Here is a 17502-nt window from a genome sequence, read left to right as displayed (position 1 = left end):
CGGCCATGACCAGCGGCTTCAGCGGACCGGAAGGCTACGACCCCTTCGGCGAGTTCCTCGCCCGTTTCTTCGGCGGCCCCCGCCCCGGCCCCCGGCAGATCAACATCGGCCAGCTCCTCAGCCAGCCCGCCCGCGAGCTGGTCCGGGGCGCCGCCCAGTACGCCGCCGAGCACGGCAGCCGGGACCTGGACACCCAGCATCTGCTGCGGGCCGCGCTGTCCGCCGAGCCGACCCGCTCGCTGCTGAGCCGGGCCGGCGCGGATCCGGACGAGCTCGCCGAGGAGATCGACGAACGCTCGGGCCCGGTACAGCACCCGCCCGGCGAGGCCCCGCCCCCGACCTCGCTCTCCCTCACCCCGGCCGCCAAGCGCGCCCTCCTGGACGCCCACGACCTGGCCCGGGCGCGCGGCGCCGGTTACATCGGCCCCGAACACGTCCTGAGCGCCCTCGCGGCCAACCCGGACTCGGCGGCCGGGCACATCCTCAACTCGGCCCACTTCGCCCCGACGGGCCTGCCGCCGGAGGCCGCACCGGACACGGGACAGCCCCGCACCGAGACCCCCCGGACCACCGGCACCCCGACCCTCGACAAGTACAGCCGCGATCTGACCGACCTGGCCCGCCAGGGCCGTATCGACCCGGTGATCGGCCGGGAGGAGGAGATCGAGCAGACCATCGAGGTGCTGTCCCGGCGCGGCAAGAACAACCCGGTGCTGATCGGCGACGCGGGCGTCGGCAAGACCGCCGTCGTGGAGGGCCTGGCGCAGCGCATCTCCGAGAACGACGTGCCGGACGTGCTCGTCGGGCGGCGGGTCGTCGCCCTGGACCTGACGGGGGTGGTCGCGGGCACCCGCTACCGCGGTGACTTCGAGGAACGCCTCAACAACATCATCGGTGAAATCCGGGCCCACTCCGACGAGTTGATCGTCTTCATCGACGAACTCCACACCGTCGTCGGCGCGGGCGGAGGCGGCGAGGCCGCGTCGATGGACGCCGGCAACATCCTCAAGCCCGCCCTGGCCCGCGGCGAGCTGCACATCGTCGGCGCGACCACGCTGGAGGAGTTCCGCCGGATCGAGAAGGACGCGGCACTGGCCCGCCGCTTCCAGCCCATCCTGGTCCCCGAACCGTCCGTCGCGGACACCCTGGAGATCCTGCGCGGCCTGCGCGACCGCTACGAGGCCCACCACCAGGTCCGCTACGCCGACGAGGCGCTCGTGGCCGCCGTAGAACTTTCCGACCGCTACCTGACCGACCGCCGCCTCCCCGACAAGGCGATCGACCTCATCGACCAGGCCGGCGCCCGGGTACGCCTGCGCGCCCGCACCAAGGGCACCGACGTACGGGCCCTGGAGCGCGAAGTCGAACAGCTCGCCCGCGACAAGGACCAGGCGGTGGCGGACGAGCAGTACGAACAGGCCATGCAACTACGTGACCGCATAACAGAGTTGAAGCAGCGCATCACCGAGTCCTCCGGCGACGACACGGCCGACGAGGGCCAGCACCTGGAGGTGACGGCGGAGGCGATCGCCGAGGTGGTGTCACGCCAGACGGGCATCCCGGTGGCCAGCCTCACCCAGGAGGAGAAGGACAAGCTCCTGGGCCTGGAGGACCACCTGCACCAGCGGGTCGTCGGCCAGGAGGAGGCCGTCCGGGTCGTGGCGAACGCCGTACTGCGCTCCCGCGCGGGCCTCGCCAGCCCCGACCGCCCGATCGGCAGCTTCCTCTTCCTCGGCCCGACCGGCGTCGGCAAGACCGAACTGGCCCGCGCCCTCGCCGAGGCCCTGTTCGGCAGCGAGGAGCGCATGGTCCGCCTCGACATGAGCGAGTACCAGGAACGCCACACCGTGAGCCGCCTGGTGGGCGCCCCGCCCGGATATGTGGGCCACGAGGAGGCGGGCCAACTGACGGAGGTGGTCCGCAGGCACCCCTACTCGCTGTTGTTGCTCGACGAGGTCGAGAAGGCCCACCCGGACGTCTTCAACATCCTCCTCCAGGTCCTCGACGACGGCCGCCTCACCGACTCCCAGGGCCGCACGGTCGACTTCACCAACACGGTCGTCGTCATGACCAGCAACCTCGGCTCCGAGGCCATCACCCGCCGCGGCGCCGGCATCGGCTTCGGCGCGGGCGACGCGGAGGCCGACGAGGAGGCCCGCCGCGAACAGATCCTGCGCCCCCTCCGCGAACACTTCCGCCCGGAGTTCCTGAACCGCATCGACGAGATCGTGGTCTTCCGCCAACTGGCGGAAGACCAACTCCGCCAGATCACCAACCTGCTGCTGGACCGCACTCGCCGCATGCTCCAAGCCCAGGGCATCACGGTCGACTTCACCGACGCGGCGGTCGACTGGCTCTCCCGCCGCGGCTACCAACCGGAGTACGGCGCCCGCCCGCTGCGCCGGACGATCCAACGGGAGGTGGACAACCAGCTGTCGAGGCTGCTGCTGGACGGCAGGGTGGCGGAGGGCGGCCGGGTGACCGTGGACGTGGAGGGCGAGCGGCTCGCGTTCCGTACGGAAGGTGCGGAAGAGGAGACGCCCGCCCCCGAGTTGTGACTACGGCGCCGGGTACACCACCTGTGCCGAGCCACCGCCTCGTCGTACCGTCTCGGCGGCGGCCAGCCACTTGCCGTCGGGCAGGCGCTGGACTCCGGTCGCGGCCCCGATCTCCGCGTTGAGCCGGAACCCGTGCCCGATCGCCTCCAGCCGTGTCCTCAGATCACTGTTGTACAGCGCCGGTTCGAGCTCCGTCGTGGTCTGGTTCCGCTGACTGGCCCGCGGCGCCGCGATCGCGTCCACGAGCGGCGTCCCCCGGTCCAGGAACCGGGTCAGCGTCTGCAACACGGTGGTGACGATGGTCGCCCCACCAGGCGAACCCAGCGCCACCACCGGCTTGTTGTGCTGATCGAGCACGATCGTGGGCGAGATCGACGACCGCGGCCGCTTGCCGGGACCGGGCAGGTTCGGGTCGTGCACAGCGGGGTTCGCGGGCACGAAGGAGAAGTCCGTCAGCTCGTTGTTGAGGATGAACCCACGCCCCGGCACCGTGATCCCGCTACCACCGGTCTGCTCGATGGTGAGCGTGTAGGAGACCACGTTCCCCCACTTGTCGGCCACCGTCAGATGCGTGGTGTTCTCGCCCTCGTACGTCGTCGGCGCGGGCGTCCCCGTCGAGCCCGGGTCGCGCGGGTCGCCGGGTGCCACCGGGCTGGTCAGCACCGCGTCGTCCTTGATGAGCGCGGCGCGCTGATCGGCGTACGACTGCGACAGCAGCCCCTGGGTCGGTACGTCCTCGAAGGCCGGGTCGCCGACCCAGCGCCCGCGGTCGGCGAACGCGATGCGGCTCGCCTCGATGTACCGGTGCAGGTACTGCACCTCGCTCGCCTTCGAAAGGTCCGTGTTCTCAAGGATGTTGAGCGCCTCGCCGACGGTCGTGCCGCCGGAGGAGGAGGGGGCGATGGAGTAGACGCCGAGTCCGCGGTACGAGGTCTTGGTGGGCGCCTGGAGTTTGGCGCGGTAGGCCGCGAGGTCCTTCTCGGACAGGTCGCCGGGGCGGGCGTTCCAGCCGGACGCCGGGTCCACGGGCGGGTCGTTGACGGTGTCGACGATCTCGTCACCGAGGTCGCCCCGGTAGATCGCGTCGACGCCCTTCTTGCCCAACTCCTCATACGTACGGGCGAGATCGGGGTTCTTGAAGGTGGAGCCCACGACGGGAAGGGCGCCGTTCGGGAGGAACAGCTCGGCCGTGTCCGGGAAGTAGCGGAAGCGGGTCTCGTTGAGGGCGGTCTGGGCGCGGAAGGTGTCGTCGACCGTGAAGCCGTCGCGGGCGATCCGCTCGGCCGGCTTCAGGACCGTACCGAGTCTTCTGGTCCCCCACTTGTCGAGGGCGGTGGACCAGGTGGCGGGCGTGCCCGGGGTGCCGACGGCGAGGCCGCTGCTCACGGCGTCCGCGAAGGCGAGCGGCTGCCCGTTCTCGACGAAGAGGTTCGTGTCGGCGGTCAGCGGGGCCGTCTCCCGCCCGTCGATGGTGTGCACCTTGCGGGACTTGGCGTCGTAGTAGACGAAGTAGCCGCCTCCGCCGATGCCGGAGGAGTAGGGCTCGGTGACCCCGAGCGCGGCGGCCGTGGCGACGGCGGCGTCGACAGCGTTGCCACCCTTCCTCAGCACCTCGATCCCGGCGGCGGAGGCGTCCGCGTCGACGCTGGCGACGGCACCGCCGTACCCGACGGCGACCGGGACCTTCTGCGGTGTCGAGGACGCCGAGGGCGTCGAGGCGGCTTGTGGCGGAGCCGCCGCCCCCACCGACACCACGGCGGCCGAGACCACCAGTACCGACAGTTTCCGCGCGACAGGGCGACGCATGCGTACCTCCAGGCCGGGACCGTCCGCGCAGCGTAACCACAACACCCCTGGCCCGACAGCCCCATTCAGGGCAGCTGTCATGAGAACGCCACACTTCGAACACCGGTACGTACCAGCAATGTCGGACCGCTAGCATGCGCGCCCATGAATGACGACGTGCGCAACATCGTCCTGGGCGTGGTCGCGGCCGGCATCAGTGCCGCCCTCGGCTGGCTGGCCCGCACCTATCTGTGGAAGCGGAAGCTCCGCAAGAAGCAGGCGTTCTTCGGGCTGCCGGACAACTCCGAGTCCCTCCTCGTCGTCAACCGCGACGCCGGCAGCGCCGATCTCGCCGTGCACCGCTACGACGTGTTCGCCCTTCTGGAGCTCTCCGCGCTCATCAAGGACTGCGGTGCGCACGCGGAGGTGATCACCCAGGACGTGGCGCGGCAGGGCTTCGGGGAGCGTACGGAGTTCTGCGTGGGCGGTCCGGGGTCGAACCGGCGGATGGCGGCGCACATGCACGCCATGCTGCCCGGGGTGCGGGTGAACACCGACCCGGAGCCGGGCCCGGACAAGCTGGCGTTCCAGATCGGCAGCGAGCGCTACCGGATGGAGAAGGGCGTGTCCGAACACGTCCTGCTGGCCCGGCTCACGGCCGGTCAACCGGGCCTGACCCGGCCCGTGTTCCTGTTCTGCGGCCAGACCGCGATCACCAATCAGGCCGCGACCCGCTATCTCGCCCGCAACCACGAGCGCCTGGCCCGCAAGTACGGCAGCAACGCGTTCGTGCTCCTGCTCAAGGTGGTCAACTCACAGGCGTACGGCCCGGATGTGGCCGAGTTGGTCGCGGACGTGACCCGGGCCGCTCAGGCGCCGCTTCCCACTCCTGCGGCTCCCCGGAACTCCCACCGCGCGTCCTGAATTCATTCACATGACAACAATCGTTACTCCCACGTAACTTACCGACGGGTTACCTCCGGTAAGAGGTCGAGGTTACCGTCTGGTCACTTTGCACTGACACGAGTGAGGAGTGACCCGTGGGACACCATCGCAAGGCCCTGCGCACGACCGCCGTGGGCGCCGTCTCCGCGACCCTGATCGCCGGTGGCGTCCTCGGCGCGGCCCCCGCCGCACAGGCCGCGACCGGCGTGCGGTTCGTCGACATCGCCGGCGAGGGCGGCACCGTCCTCAAGGCGAACATCGTCACCCCGGCGGGCGCCGACGGCAGCCGCCGCTACCCGCTGCTCGTGCTGCCCACGAGCTGGGGCCTGCCCCAGGTCGAGTACTTCGCACAGGCCCAGAAACTCGCGAACTCCGGTTACATCGTGCTCAGTTACAACGTCCGCGGCTTCTGGCAGTCCGGCGGGGAGATAGAAGTGGCGGGCCCGCCCGACATAGCCGACGCCCGCAAGGTCATCGACTGGGCGCTCGCCAACACCCCCTCCGACGCGGGCAAGGTCGGCATGGCGGGCGTCTCGTACGGCGCCGGCATCAGCCTCCTCACCGCCGCCCAGGACAAGCGCGTCAAGGCGGTCGCGGCGCTCAGCGGCTGGGCCGACCTGATCGACTCGATCTACTCGGGCCGCACCCAGCACGTCCAGGCCTCGGCCCTCCTCGACGGCGCGAGCCTCGTCACCGGGCGGCAGAGCGCCGAACTCCGGGAGATCTTCGACAACTTCTACGCCTCCAACCTGTCCAAGGAACAGGACATGATGAACTGGGGGAAGAAACGTTCGGCCGCCACATATGTGGACCAGCTGAACAAGAACGGCGCAGCGGTCATGATGGCCAACGCCTGGGGTGACACGATCTTCCCGCCCAACCAGTACGCCGACTTCTACGAGAAGCTCACCGGCCCGAAGAGACTGGAGTTCCGCCCCGGCGACCACGCGACCGCCGAGCTCACCGGACTGCTGGGGCTGCCCAACGACGTGTGGACCGACACCGAGCGCTGGTTCGACCACTACCTCAAGGGCGCGGACAACGGGATCGACACCGAGCAGCCGGTCCAGCTCAAGTCCCGTTCCACGGGCGGCTACGAGGGTTATCCGGACTGGAAGTCCGTCGGCGCGACGACGAAGAAGCTCGCCCTCTCCGGCACGACCACGATCCACACCAACGTCGACTCGGGCGCGGACGGCGGAATCGTCTTCCTGTCCAGCATCCTCGACCAGGTGGCGCAGCTGCCGCCGGTCGCCTCGATCCCCCTGCTCCCCCGCCGCTGGGCGGCCGTGTGGCAGTCGGAGAAGTACCCGACGGCCCAACAGGTGCGCGGCACGGCCCAGTTGCACACCACCCTCACCCCGACCAAGGAGAGCGGCACCCTCGTCGCCTACCTCTACGACGTGGGGCCGCTCGGCCTCGGCAAGCTGGTCAGCAACGCGCCGTACACCTTCCACGGGCAGACGCCCGGCAAGCCGTTCGGCGTCGACCTGGAGCTGTACTCCACGGCCTACGACGTCCCGGCAGGGCATCGCCTCGCCCTGGTCGTCGACACGGTCGACCCGCTCTACATCGAGCACAACCCGTCCGGCGCGCAGCTGACCTTCTCCTCGCCGGCGAACGACCCGTCGTACGTGTCGATTCCGCTGCGCGAGCAGTGATCTCCGGCCGGCGCGCCGGGCGGGTATGGCTCTGTGAGCTGCCACCCCCTGCGGTCTCGGGGCCGTGGGGGACCCCCGACCGGGCGGCAGCGTCCCCGGTCAATGCGTGAGGATCTTGGAGAGGAAGTCCTTCGCGCGCTCGCTGTCCGGGTTGGTGAAGAACTCCTCGGGGTTACGGTCCTCGATGATCCTGCCGTCGGCCATGAACACGACGCGGTTGGCCGCCGAGCGGGCGAAGCCCATCTCATGGGTGACGACGACCATGGTCATGCCCTCGCGGGCGAGCTGCCGCATGACCTCCAGGACCTCGTTGATCATCTCCGGGTCGAGGGCCGAGGTCGGCTCGTCGAAGAGCAGGGCCTTGGGTTCCATGGCGAGGGCGCGGGCGATGGCCACGCGCTGCTGCTGGCCGCCGGAGAGCTGCGCCGGGTACTTGTCCGCCTGGGAGCCGAGGCCCACCCGGTCGAGAAGCTGACGGGACCGCTTGTCGGCCTCGTCCTTCTTGCGTTTGCGGACCTTGATCTGGGCCAGCGAGATGTTCTGGAGGACCGTCTTGTGGGCGAAGAGGTTGAAGGACTGGAAGACCATGCCGACCTCGGCGCGGAGCCTGGCGAGGGCCTTGCCCTCGTCGGGCAGCGGCTGTCCGTCCAGCTGGATCTCACCGGACTGAATGGTCTCCAGACGGTTGATCGTCCTGCACAGGGTCGACTTTCCCGACCCTGACGGGCCGATGACCACGACCACCTCCCCCTTGCCGACAGTGAGGTTGATGTCCTGAAGGACATGCAGCTCCCCGTAGTACTTGTTGACGTCACGCAGCTCGATCAACGGATCGACGGCCATGCCCAGCCCTACCCACTCTCAGCTGTGTCGCGATTGCCGCAAACTATCCAGACAAGAGTGGAGTTAATACACGACACGCACTTTTCGGGCATTAGCCGTATTTACGCCCCTCTTATGCGCGCCCCTCCCTAGGCCTCGGCCACCTCGGCGTACAGCTGGGAGAGTTCGGGCACCCCGCTCGCCGCCCACTCATGGCCTTCGGCGACGACGTCGAACTCCCGCCCCGAGGCGAGCCGGATCACCGGCTGCCCGTCGGAGCGGATCCCCCAGCGGGCCCCGTCCACGGTCCGCACGATCACCGTCCCGAGATACAGCCCGGCGTCGTTGCCGAGCCACTCGAGGACCTCCGGATCATCCCGCCACCTGGGCACCAGCTGGTCGAGCGCCTCCAACGAGGCGGCCGTGTCGTCGAGTTGGACACCGCTGCGGTACGCCTGGTGGCGCAGCAGCTCGCACTCGGAGAGGAGTTCGGCGATGCCCTCGGCGTCGTGCGCCTCGGGTTCCTTGCGCCGGTTCCCCAGAAAAGGGATCTTCATATGCCCAGCGTGTCATTCGTATGTGCCCCAGCACCACAGGCGCGCTGGCGGTCGATTCGGGGCGACTTCACGCCGAGTTCGCGCATGGCGCGTTGACGCGCCACCCGTGCCTCCTTACCTTCACGGAGCGTCTTGGGTCTCGTGCCGACCGGTCGTGAACGGGGGAATCAGGTGCGCCGAGGTCTGCGGTTGCCCGCTGTCGCCGCCACCCTGTTCGCGGTCCTGGTCCCGGCCGGCCCCGGCCGGGCGGTGGCCCCGCCCGAGCACCGGACGGAACCCCTGCCCCTGGAACGGCTCTTCGACAACACGGCGGTCAGCGACGACACCCGCCCCACCGAGGCGGACCTCGACGGCTCGGGCGCCTCCCTCTCGTCCCAGGACCTCACCGCCGCCGGCTGGACGCCCGGCCGGACCCTGACCGTGCAGGGCGCACGACTCACCTGGCCCCGCCGCACGCCGGGCGAGCCGGACAACGTACGGGCCGCCGGGCAGTCGGTGCGCGTGAGCGGACACGGCGACGCACTCGCCCTCCTGGTCGCGGGCACGGGCGCGGCCGACGTCACGGGCTCGGGCAGCGTGTCGTACACCGACGGCGGCAGCTCCTCGTACCTGCTCACCGCCCCCGACTGGCGCACGGGCCCACTCGCCACGAAGGCGGTGGCACTGCCGCACATCAACACACCCGGCGGTCAACTCACCGAGCAGGCACGGCTGTACGTCGTGACGGTGCCGCTCGCGCGGGGACGCCAAGTGTCTTCGGTACGGCTGCCCAACTCCCCTTCCCTGCATGTGTTCGCGCTGTCCGTGCGGGCCACCACGCCCGGGTGGAGCGGGAGTTGGGCGACGGCAACCGCCGGTCATCCGTCCGTGGGGCCGTGGAGCGACCGGACGCTGCGGCTCGTCGCGCACACCTCGGTGGGCGGGCCGCGGGTGCGGCTGCGGTTCGACAACACCTTCGCGGCGACGCCCGTACGGATCGGGAGCGCGACGGTGGCGGTGCGGGCGGCGGGCGCCGCGTCGCGGAAGGCGCCGGTGCCGGTCGCCTTCCGGGGTGCGGCGGGCGTCGAAGTGCCCGCCGGGGCGCAGGCGTTCAGCGACCCGCTCGCCTTCGAGGTGCCCGCGGACGCCGATCTGCTGTTGAGCTTCCATCTGCCGGGGACGGTGGCGGCGGCACCGGTGCACCGGCTCGCCCAGCAGCGGTCGTACGTCAGTGAGGCGGGCGATCATACGGCGGACGGCTCGGCGACGGCGTACACCACCGTCCTGACGAGCTGGCCGCTGCTGACCGGGGTGGACGTGGGCGGTGGGCCGGGGTCCTTGGTGCTGCTCGGGGACTCGATCACCGACGGGGACCGGTCGACGGTGGACGCCAACCGGCGCTGGCCCAATGTGCTGGCCACACGGCTGCGGGCGCAGCATGTGGTCCCGCACTATGGGGTGCTCAACCAGGGGATCTCCGCGAACCGTGTGGTCTCCGACCGTTATCCCGGTGACGGGGTCTCCACGGACACCGGCGGGGTGAGCGCGCTGCACCGGTTCGACCGGGATGTGCTCGCGCAGACGTCGGCGCGTACGGCGGTCGTGTTCCAGGGTGTCAACGATGTGCGGTGGGGTGCGACGGCGGACGAGGTGATCGCGGGGCTGCGGGAGCTGGCCGAGCGTGGACACGCCCGCGGGCTGCGGATGCTGGCGGCGACGATCCTGCCCTGCGAGGGCGAGGCGCGCTGCACGGCCGCCGTCGACGCCGAGCGGGAGGCGGTCAACGCCTGGATCCGGGACGCCGATGTGTTCGACGGTGTCCTCGACTTCGACGGCGTGGTGCGGGACCCGGACCACCCGGCGCGGATGCTGCCCGCCTACGACAGCGGGGACCATCTGCATCCGGGGGACGCGGGTCTCGCGGCGCTCGCGGAGTCCGTGGATCTGCGGCTGCTGTGAGCCTGCTCGTCCCAGACCGCTGTGATTGCTAGACGTCCAGGTCGACGACCACCGGCGCGTGGTCCGAGGCGCCCTTGCCCTTGCGCTCCTCGCGGTCCACGTACGCGTCGGAGACGGCCTTCGCGAACGGCTCGTTGCCGTACACGAGGTCGATGCGCATGCCGCGGTTCTTGGGGAAGCAGAGCTGGCGGTAGTCCCAGTACGTGTACGGGTGGTCGTACTTGAGGGGGCGCGGGACGACGTCGGACAGGCCCGCCTCGCGCAGGGCGGCGAGGGCGGCGCGCTCGGCCGGGGTGACGTGGGTGAGGCCCTCGAAGGCGGCGACGTCGTAGACGTCGTCGTCGGTCGGCGCCACGTTGTAGTCCCCGAGGACGGCGAAGGGGCGGCTGCCCGCCGCGTCACCGGCGACGGCCGCCTTGAGGGCCTCGAACCACTGGAGCTTGTAGGCGTAGTGCGGGTGGTCGACCTCGCGGCCGTTCGGCACGTACACCGACCACACCCGGACCGGGCCGCAGGTCGCGGAGATGGCGCGGGGCTCGGGGGCGCCGTCGTAGCCGGGGTCGCCGGGCAGGCCCTTGACGACGTCCTCCAGGCCGACGCGGGAGAGCACCGCCACGCCGTTCCACCGCCCGGTCGCGTTCACCGCCGCCTCGTAGCCCGCCTCGCGCAGCTGGTCGAACGGGAACTGCTCCTCGGCCAGCTTGGCCTCCTGGAGGCAGAGCACGTCGGTGCCGCTGCTCTCCAGCCAGGCCAGGAGCCTCGGCAGGCGGGCGGTGATCGAGTTCACGTTCCAGGTCGCGATGCGCATGCCTGACAACCTACCGGGCCCCACTGACACTCACACCGACGCGCTCTCCCCCGGCGCGAGGCGCAGATGCTCCGAGCCGCCGAGCGCCCCGATCTGGTTGTCGTAGATCGGCCGGGCGAGGTCGGTGAGCAGGGCGTCGTGGATGTCGTACGCCCGTTGCGGCTTGACCTCACGGACGTAGTCGATGACCTCGGAGATCTTGCTCCAGGGGGCCATGACCGGGAGCATCAGCGTCTCCACCGCGTGGTCGGGGACGGTGAGGGCGTCGCCGGGGTGGAAGACGCGGCCGCCGTCGATCAGGTAGCCGACGTTGGTGATGCGCGGGATGTCCGGGTGGATCACGGCGTGCAGCTCGCCGTGGACCTGGACGTCGAAGCCGGCGGCGGTGAAGGTGTCGCCGTGGCCGACGGTGTGCACGCGGCCCGGGAAGGCGGCGGAGATCTTCTCGGCGACGGACCTCAGGGTCCAGATCTCGGCGGCCGGGTCGGCCTCCAGGGCCGCGCGCAGCCGCTCCTCGCTGAAGTGGTCGGGATGCTCGTGCGTGACGAGGATCGCGTCCGCGCCGAGGGCGGCGTCCGCCTCGCTGAACCCGCCGGGGTCGAGGACGAGGGTTCGGCCGTCCTTTTCGAGGCGGACGCAGGCGTGCGACTTCTTGGTGAGCGTGAGCTTCATGGCTTCCATCCTGCCGCGCCTGGTCGACGGATGCTCACTCCTGCGGCGTCGTCTCCTCGCGGATGACCTGCTGGGCCACCTTGAAGGCGCTGTTGGCGGCCGGTACCCCGCAGTAGACGGCCGCCTGCAACAGCACTTCCTTGATCTCGACCGGGGTGAGGCCGTTGCGCAGGGCCGCGCGGACGTGGAAGGCGAGCTCCTCCAGGTGGCCGCCCGCGACGAGGGCGGTGAGGGTGACGCAGCTGCGGGAGCGGCGGTCGAGGCCGGGGCGGTCCCAGATCTCGCCCCAGGCGTAGCGGGTGACGAACTCCTGGAAGTCCCCGGAGAACTCGTCGGCCTGCGCGAGCGCCCGGTCGACATGCGCGTCCCCGAGCACCTCCCGGCGCACCTTGATCCCGGCGTCGTACGGATCGGGCCGTCCCCCGCCCACGGCGGGCGTCGGTACGGCGGGGGCGATCTCGGCGATCGGCGCGGACGCGGACTGCTGCGGCCGTGCGGCCAGGACCGGCTTGACGGGGGCCGCCGGGATGGCCATCTGGCCGGTGGTGGAGTCGAAGGCGGGCTGCCAGGCGGTGGAGAAGTGCCGGACGAGCAGATCGGTGACGGCCACGGGCTGTTCCACCGGTACGAGGTGGGAGGCGCCGGGGACCACGGCGAGCCGTGCGTCCGGGATACCGGCGACGAGCGTACGGGCCTCCGCCGGGCCGGTGACCTGGTCGTCGGAGCCGACGAGGACGAGGGTCGGGACGCCGACGCTGCCGAGGTGGGCCCGTACGTCGAAGGAGGCCAGCGCCTCGCAGGAGGCGATGTAGCAGCCCGGGTCGGTGGTGCGGACCATCTGCACGGCCCACTCGGTGATCGCGGGCTGCGCGGCGGCGAACCCGCCGGTGAACCAGCGGTCGGGGGAGGTCCGGGCGATCGGGTCGAGCCCGTTCGTCCGCACGATCACACCCCGCTGCCGGAACTCGTCGGGTGTGCCGAACCGCGGCGAGGTGGCGATCAGCGCGAGCGAGGCGATCCGCTCGGGGTGGCGCAGCGCCAGCTCCAGGCCCATCGCGCCGCCGAGCGCGCAGCCCGCGTAGCCGAACCGGTGGATGCCGAGGCCGTCGAGGGTGGCGAGCAGCCGGGCGGTGAGGTCGGTGACCGAGCCCGCCGGGTACGCGGGCGCGCCGCCGTGCCCCGGCAGGTCGAACCGGAAGATCCGCCACTGCTTGGCGAGCTCGGGGACCTGGCGGTCCCACATGTGCCATGTGGTACCCAGTGAGGGACCGAGGATCAGGACTGGGGCGTCTTCTGGCCCGTCAAAGCGGTATTGCAGGGTGTTCGTCGGTGTCTCACTCACCCGCCTGACCCTCTCATCTGTCACCTGCAGTCCTACCGGCAGGGCCAGAAAGTGTGGGGGGACGCGGGCATGGACGCCATGTGGTCCGCCTCGACCATCAAGGTCATCGGCTCGGGTATCGATGACCCGGACTTCGCCGACAAGCTGTCCCGGCTGATCGGCGACCACGACGTCGAGACGACCTCCACCTCGACCTCGGAGTCCGGCAAGTCCACCTCCGTGTCCATGCGACAGGAACGCATCCTGGCCGCCGACGCCATCCGCGCGCTGCCCAAGGGCACCGCGCTCGCGTTCGCCACCGGCATGCGCGCGGCCATGCTCGAACTGCGCCCCTGGTATCTCGAGCCCGGCGCCGACGAGCTCTCCGCCGCCTCTGCCCGCGCATCGAAGGGCATCACCGCCCGCGCTATCGCCAAGGCCGCCCCGCAGCAGAGCGACTTCGGCCCTGCCGCCTAGGCGCCCCCGAGGTCGGCGGCCTTACCCAACCCCACGGAAGGCAAGTCCCATTCACCCCTGCCCGACCGCGCGGCGGCGCTCATGACCGAGCCGCCCGCCGAATCCCTGCTCTTCGACGTGGCGCCACCGCCCACGCCCGTCGAACGGCTGCTCCACCTGGCCGACCAGTACACCCAGCACAACGACGCGCTCGACCTCTTCCTTGGCGCTGCCAATCCTCCCGCGCCGGATGCCCACGTCGGCTCCGCGCAGCGTCTGGCCACCGACACCCAGTCCGCCATCAAGGCGATCCAGGACGAACGGCTCTATGAGAGCGTCGAGTTGGCCGAGACGGTCATGCGACTGAGGCAGCTGGCTTTCCTCACCAGCACCTCGGCGGACCTCAGCGCCGGGGCCGCTCGCGAGCTGACCGCGTTGGCCCCGGAAGCCGCTGTCGGCTGCGCCGTAACGCTGGCCGGCGAGACCCGGCGGCGCCGCTGGGCCACCGCGCCAGCCCCCGACGACCGGCTGACCGCCGTGCTCTGCCTGGCCATGGCCGAGATCGCCTGCGGACACGTCGTGGCCAGCAGCTCCCTGGGTCGCGAGTTCACCCGCTCTCGCGAGGCCAAGGTACTGATGAGCACCCTGCGCGCCCTGGAGACGAAGGGCCTGGCAGAGAGAACCGCAGGCTCGGCGCCCGCCGCGTACGTCGGCGGCCCGCCCCTGGACCGCGTGCGCCTCACCTCGGCCGGCGTCACCGCCCTCGCCTCGGTCATCGACGCGCCTCCGATCGGGCCGAGCACCGCGCCCGGAACCACGCCCCGCCCCCTGCCTGCCACCGCGCAAGCCACCGCCCGAAGCCACTGACCCAGCCCAGGAGCCACCCCATCCCCACGCCCCCACCCGACCTCAACGAACAGGCCCGCCAACTGCGGCGGTTGGCATACGACTTCGAAGCCCTCAAGGCGCGCGTGCGCGACACCTCCTACACGCCCGGCACGAACGCGCTGCACCACATCAGCGCCCTGCTCCTCCAGGCACAGGACCTCACGGCCACCGCCCTGGGGCGCCTGACCGCGCTCGACAACAGCACGTGTACGAACACCGTCGGCAGCCGGGCCGGCCTGGAACTGCTGGCCTCGGTCGTGTCCTCGTCGTCGCTCGCCGGCACCGACCTGGCCCACGTCGTGCTCGCCAACCCCTACGAGGGCGCGCAGTTCGCCGACTACCCGACCGACGACGAGTCGGCGCGCACCGTCCGGCATGGCGAGGCCATCCCGCAGACGAACGGCCACCTCGACGATGCCGTCCACCAGCTCGATCTGTGCGCCATCGGCTGCCACTACCTCGCCCACGGCATCACCGAGGCCCTGGCCACCGCGCAGGACCACAAGCCGGCGCCCGCACAGCAGACGCCGGGCACCGCCGCCGAATGGGCCGCGCTACAGCAGGAACTCGGCGGCGACGAAAACGTCGAGCAACTGGAAGAGGGCGTTGCTGACGGATGCTCTCCCTGGACCTGCAGAGGCGAAATCGACGCCTCGCAGGACGCCTTCGGGCTGGCCACGTGATTGTGCTCGACCTGTTCGCGGGGCCGGGCGGCTGGAGCCATGCGCTGACCATGCTCGGCGTGAGGGACATCGGCCTGGAATGGGACGAGTGGGCCAGCAAGACCCGTGCAGCGCAAGGACAGTTGACGATTCGGACCGACGTGGCGACGTACCCGGTCTGGCCGTTCCTCGGCAAGACCACCGGGCTCATCGCCAGCCCGCCCTGCCAGGCGTGGTCGATGGCCGGCAAGCGTCTCGGCCTCCTCGACCAGCCGCTCGTCCACCAGGCCGTCGCCGACCTCGCCATCGGCTGCGACACCCGCGAACAGCTGCTGACCTCCTGCCGCGACGCACGCTCGCTGCTGGCCGCCGAGCCCATGCGCTACCTGCACGCCCTCCACCAGCACGGTCAGCCCGAGTGGGTCGCGATGGAAGAGGTGCCCGACATCCTGCCCCTGTGGCGCCAGTACGCCGCGATCCTGCGCAGCTGGGGGTACTCGGTATGGACCGGGATCCTGAACGCGGCGGACTATGGAGTGCCGCAGACGAGGCGGCGGGCGATCCTGCTTGCCTCCCGCGCCCGCACCGCCGAGCCGCCGCCGCCCACGCACGCCAAGGTCGCCGAGCCCGAGTCGCTGTTCGGACCGGGCCGCGCCAAGTGGGTGTCCATGGCCGAGGCCCTCGGCTGGGGCGCCACCGACCGGCCCGTGCCGACCGTGTGCGCCGGCGGAGGGCCGGGAGGCGGCCCCGAGCCCTTCCCGTCCGGCTCCCGTAAGACGCTCACCGACGCCCGCGACCGCGGGACCTGGAAGCCGCAGAGCGCCCTTGTCCTGCCGTCCCGTCGCGAGGGCGCCGACTGGAGCGCTCGGCACGGCGCCAGGGACAACCGGGCGGCCAACGCTCCCGCCCCCACGTTCACCGGCGAAGCACATCGCTGGTCGTGGTCGCTGCGCAGCAACAACCAGGCGAACGCGACCGTGCGGCGATCCGACGAACCGGCCGGGACGCTGTTCTTCGGCCACCGTGCGAACGAATGCGTCTGGGTCGCCGAACCCGCTCCCAGCGACACCGACGAGGAGCGCCCAGCACCGGAGTCCATCCGGATCACCGCCCAAGAGGCCAGCCTCCTGCAGACCTTCCCCGCCGACTACCGCTGGGCCGGGAACAAGGGGCAGCAATTCTCCCAGATCGGCAACGCCGTGCCGCCCCGCCTCGCCGCCCACCTGCTGGCCCCGCACCTCGGCAAGACCCTGAGCCCCGACGACTTCGCCCTGGCCGCCTAATGCCCCAACCCACCGACCCGCACGAGGACCACCTGGACGACCTGCCGCCGGCCCGGCCGGTGCACTACGCCGAGCAGGCCCTGCTCGGCGCACTCCTTCTGAACCCGCACCGGCTCACCGACATCGGCGACCTGGACGCGAGCCAGTTCGGCAACCACGCTCACGGCGCCCTCTTCCAGGCCATGCGCACGGCGCCCCTGCCCGATCCGGAGACCCACCGCTCCGATCCCGGCTGGCTGAACATCGTGCTCGATGGCGCCCGTCCGCATGCCCCCGGCCTGACCGCCTCCTATCTCCACACCCTCATCCAGGTCTGCCCGTGGCCGAAACACGCGCCGACATACGCGCGGATGATCCGGGCCGACCACGCCCGACGCACGCTGCTCATGCACGCCGAACGCCTCGCCCAGACCGCCACCGACACCACGCTGCCCAACCCGGCCGTCACCACCCTGGCCCAGGCCGACACACTGGGACAGTTCCTGGACACGCTCGCCGGACAGTTCGCCCCGCACCCCGGCTCCCTTCCACGCACTCCCGTACCGGGCACCCCTGCTGGGCGCAGCAGCGAGGAGGCCCTCGACGAGGAACGGCTCCTCCTCGCCACGGCCACCGCGCACCCGGCAGAGCTGAAGGACATGCGCTGGTTGCAGCCCGACGACTTCACGCTTCCCCTGCACGCCACGGTGTGGCAGTTCCTGACCACCCTGGCCCACAACGGGGAGCCCGTGGACCCGATCACCGTGCTCTGGGAAGCCCAGCACCGCGGACTCCTCGCCGACGGCCCCGACCCCCGCGACCTCATCGCCCTGGTCTCCACGCCCGTCGGCTCACCCGAGTACTGGGGTGAGCGAGTCCTTCAACGCGCGCTGCTGGCCCGCGCATTCGACGTCGGCACGCGCATCACCTCGTACGCCGAGGACCCGACCAACACCCCGCACCAGCTGATCACCGGCAGCCGCCGCGCCCTGGCCGACCTCACCACCCTGCGAACCCGCTGGCAGCGCAGCATCAGCCCTACGCCGCCGCCACCTCGCCAACCGCGCAGCCCGGCCGTCTCTCGGGCCGGTCCGCCCCCGCGAGCCACCGCAGCCAGCGCACGAGCACTCCGATGAGCCCAGATCGTCACCGTGTCGGGTATCGGAT

14 protein-coding genes and 1 pseudogene are annotated in these 17502 nt (G+C 71.0%); 9 read left to right on the top strand and 6 right to left on the bottom strand.

Annotation, left to right across the window (positions count from 1 at the left end; genetic code table 11):
* Positions 1–5: 5 nt before the first annotated feature.
* On the top strand, positions 6–2558 hold the full coding sequence (locus tag ABZ928_RS03280; protein WP_361514744.1) for an ATP-dependent Clp protease ATP-binding subunit: 2553 nt from the start codon (positions 6–8) through the stop codon (positions 2556–2558).
* Here ABZ928_RS03280 and ggt read toward each other — a convergent pair whose 3' ends face one another.
* On the bottom strand, positions 2559–4364 hold the full coding sequence (gene ggt / locus ABZ928_RS03275; protein ID WP_361514743.1) for a gamma-glutamyltransferase: 1806 nt from the start codon (positions 4362–4364) through the stop codon (positions 2559–2561).
* A gap of 144 nt (positions 4365–4508) precedes the next feature.
* Between ggt and ABZ928_RS03270 the strand changes: the two genes are divergently transcribed.
* Together ABZ928_RS03270 and ABZ928_RS03265 are read left to right on the top strand one after the other, a co-directional pair.
* Entirely contained in the window at positions 4509–5267 is a 759-nt protein-coding gene (locus tag ABZ928_RS03270; RefSeq protein WP_361514742.1) for a hypothetical protein, read from the top strand.
* Positions 5268–5383: 116 nt separating this feature from the next.
* Entirely contained in the window at positions 5384–6949 is a 1566-nt protein-coding gene (locus ABZ928_RS03265) for an alpha/beta fold hydrolase (RefSeq protein WP_361514741.1), read from the top strand.
* A gap of 99 nt (positions 6950–7048) precedes the next feature.
* Here the strand turns inward: ABZ928_RS03265 and ABZ928_RS03260 are convergent, their stop codons facing one another.
* Complete coding sequence (locus tag ABZ928_RS03260; RefSeq protein ID WP_361514740.1) at positions 7049–7792, bottom strand: amino acid ABC transporter ATP-binding protein; 744 nt, start codon at positions 7790–7792, stop codon at positions 7049–7051.
* Positions 7793–7920: 128 nt separating this feature from the next.
* Complete coding sequence (locus ABZ928_RS03255) at positions 7921–8328, bottom strand: DUF6278 family protein (protein WP_361514739.1); 408 nt, start codon at positions 8326–8328, stop codon at positions 7921–7923.
* A gap of 249 nt (positions 8329–8577) precedes the next feature.
* Between ABZ928_RS03255 and ABZ928_RS03250 the strand changes: the two genes are divergently transcribed.
* Entirely contained in the window at positions 8578–10266 is a 1689-nt protein-coding gene (locus ABZ928_RS03250) for an SGNH/GDSL hydrolase family protein (protein WP_361514923.1), read from the top strand.
* A gap of 28 nt (positions 10267–10294) precedes the next feature.
* Here ABZ928_RS03250 and ABZ928_RS03245 read toward each other — a convergent pair whose 3' ends face one another.
* Genes ABZ928_RS03245 through pcaC form a run of 3 tightly spaced genes read right to left on the bottom strand, consistent with a single transcriptional unit; the run spans position 10295 to position 13088 of the window.
* Positions 10295–11074 carry an exodeoxyribonuclease III gene (locus ABZ928_RS03245; protein WP_361514738.1) on the bottom strand — a complete coding sequence of 260 codons (780 nt, stop codon included), beginning with the start codon at positions 11072–11074 and terminating at the stop codon, positions 10295–10297.
* A 30-nt stretch (positions 11075–11104) separates the two neighbouring features.
* Positions 11105–11746, bottom strand: coding sequence for an MBL fold metallo-hydrolase (locus tag ABZ928_RS03240; RefSeq protein ID WP_361514737.1), 642 nt, complete (start codon positions 11744–11746; stop codon positions 11105–11107).
* A gap of 34 nt (positions 11747–11780) precedes the next feature.
* The gene (gene pcaC, locus ABZ928_RS03235) at positions 11781–13088 is read right to left on the bottom strand and encodes a 4-carboxymuconolactone decarboxylase (RefSeq protein WP_361514736.1); all 1308 of its coding nucleotides are present in this window, start codon (positions 13086–13088) and stop codon (positions 11781–11783) included.
* Positions 13089–13112: 24 nt separating this feature from the next.
* Here pcaC and ABZ928_RS03230 point away from each other — a divergent pair.
* The 5 genes and pseudogenes from ABZ928_RS03230 to ABZ928_RS03210 form a co-directional block, all read left to right on the top strand.
* Positions 13113–13544 (top strand): annotated as a pseudogene (locus ABZ928_RS03230) (TraM recognition domain-containing protein); the annotation flags it as partial.
* 81 nt (positions 13545–13625) lie between these two features.
* On the top strand, positions 13626–14390 hold the full coding sequence (locus ABZ928_RS03225) for a hypothetical protein (protein ID WP_361514735.1): 765 nt from the start codon (positions 13626–13628) through the stop codon (positions 14388–14390).
* 71 nt (positions 14391–14461) lie between these two features.
* Positions 14462–15094 carry a hypothetical protein gene (locus ABZ928_RS03220; RefSeq protein WP_361514734.1) on the top strand — a complete coding sequence of 211 codons (633 nt, stop codon included), beginning with the start codon at positions 14462–14464 and terminating at the stop codon, positions 15092–15094.
* Positions 15091–16356, top strand: coding sequence for a DNA cytosine methyltransferase (locus ABZ928_RS03215; protein ID WP_361514733.1), 1266 nt, complete (start codon positions 15091–15093; stop codon positions 16354–16356). Before ABZ928_RS03220 ends, ABZ928_RS03215 begins: the two co-directional genes overlap by 4 nt.
* On the top strand, positions 16356–17471 hold the full coding sequence (locus tag ABZ928_RS03210) for a DnaB-like helicase N-terminal domain-containing protein (RefSeq protein WP_361514732.1): 1116 nt from the start codon (positions 16356–16358) through the stop codon (positions 17469–17471). Before ABZ928_RS03215 ends, ABZ928_RS03210 begins: the two co-directional genes overlap by 1 nt.
* Positions 17472–17502: the final 31 nt, after the last annotated feature.

The sequence above is a fragment of the Streptomyces sp. NPDC046909 genome, assembly GCF_040644695.1.
Lineage (GTDB): Bacteria > Actinomycetota > Actinomycetes > Streptomycetales > Streptomycetaceae > Streptomyces.
This window is presented reverse-complemented; position numbering and strand designations above follow the sequence as displayed.

What these genes read in the sequence shown, in the direction of transcription:
- ABZ928_RS03225 (WP_361514735.1), top strand. Translation starts at nt 13,626, where the DNA reads ATGACCGAGCCGCCCGCCGAATCCCTGCTCTTCGACGTGGCGCCACCG.
- ABZ928_RS03280 (WP_361514744.1), top strand. Translation starts at nt 6, where the DNA reads ATGACCAGCGGCTTCAGCGGACCGGAAGGCTACGACCCCTTCGGCGAG.
- ABZ928_RS03255 (WP_361514739.1), bottom strand. Translation starts at nt 8,328, where the DNA reads ATGAAGATCCCTTTTCTGGGGAACCGGCGCAAGGAACCCGAGGCGCAC.
- ABZ928_RS03260 (WP_361514740.1), bottom strand. Translation starts at nt 7,792, where the DNA reads ATGGCCGTCGATCCGTTGATCGAGCTGCGTGACGTCAACAAGTACTAC.
- ABZ928_RS03245 (WP_361514738.1), bottom strand. Translation starts at nt 11,074, where the DNA reads ATGCGCATCGCGACCTGGAACGTGAACTCGATCACCGCCCGCCTGCCG.
- ggt (WP_361514743.1), bottom strand. Translation starts at nt 4,364, where the DNA reads ATGCGTCGCCCTGTCGCGCGGAAACTGTCGGTACTGGTGGTCTCGGCC.
- ABZ928_RS03270 (WP_361514742.1), top strand. Translation starts at nt 4,509, where the DNA reads ATGAATGACGACGTGCGCAACATCGTCCTGGGCGTGGTCGCGGCCGGC.
- ABZ928_RS03240 (WP_361514737.1), bottom strand. Translation starts at nt 11,746, where the DNA reads ATGAAGCTCACGCTCACCAAGAAGTCGCACGCCTGCGTCCGCCTCGAA.
- ABZ928_RS03210 (WP_361514732.1), top strand. Translation starts at nt 16,356, where the DNA reads ATGCCCCAACCCACCGACCCGCACGAGGACCACCTGGACGACCTGCCG.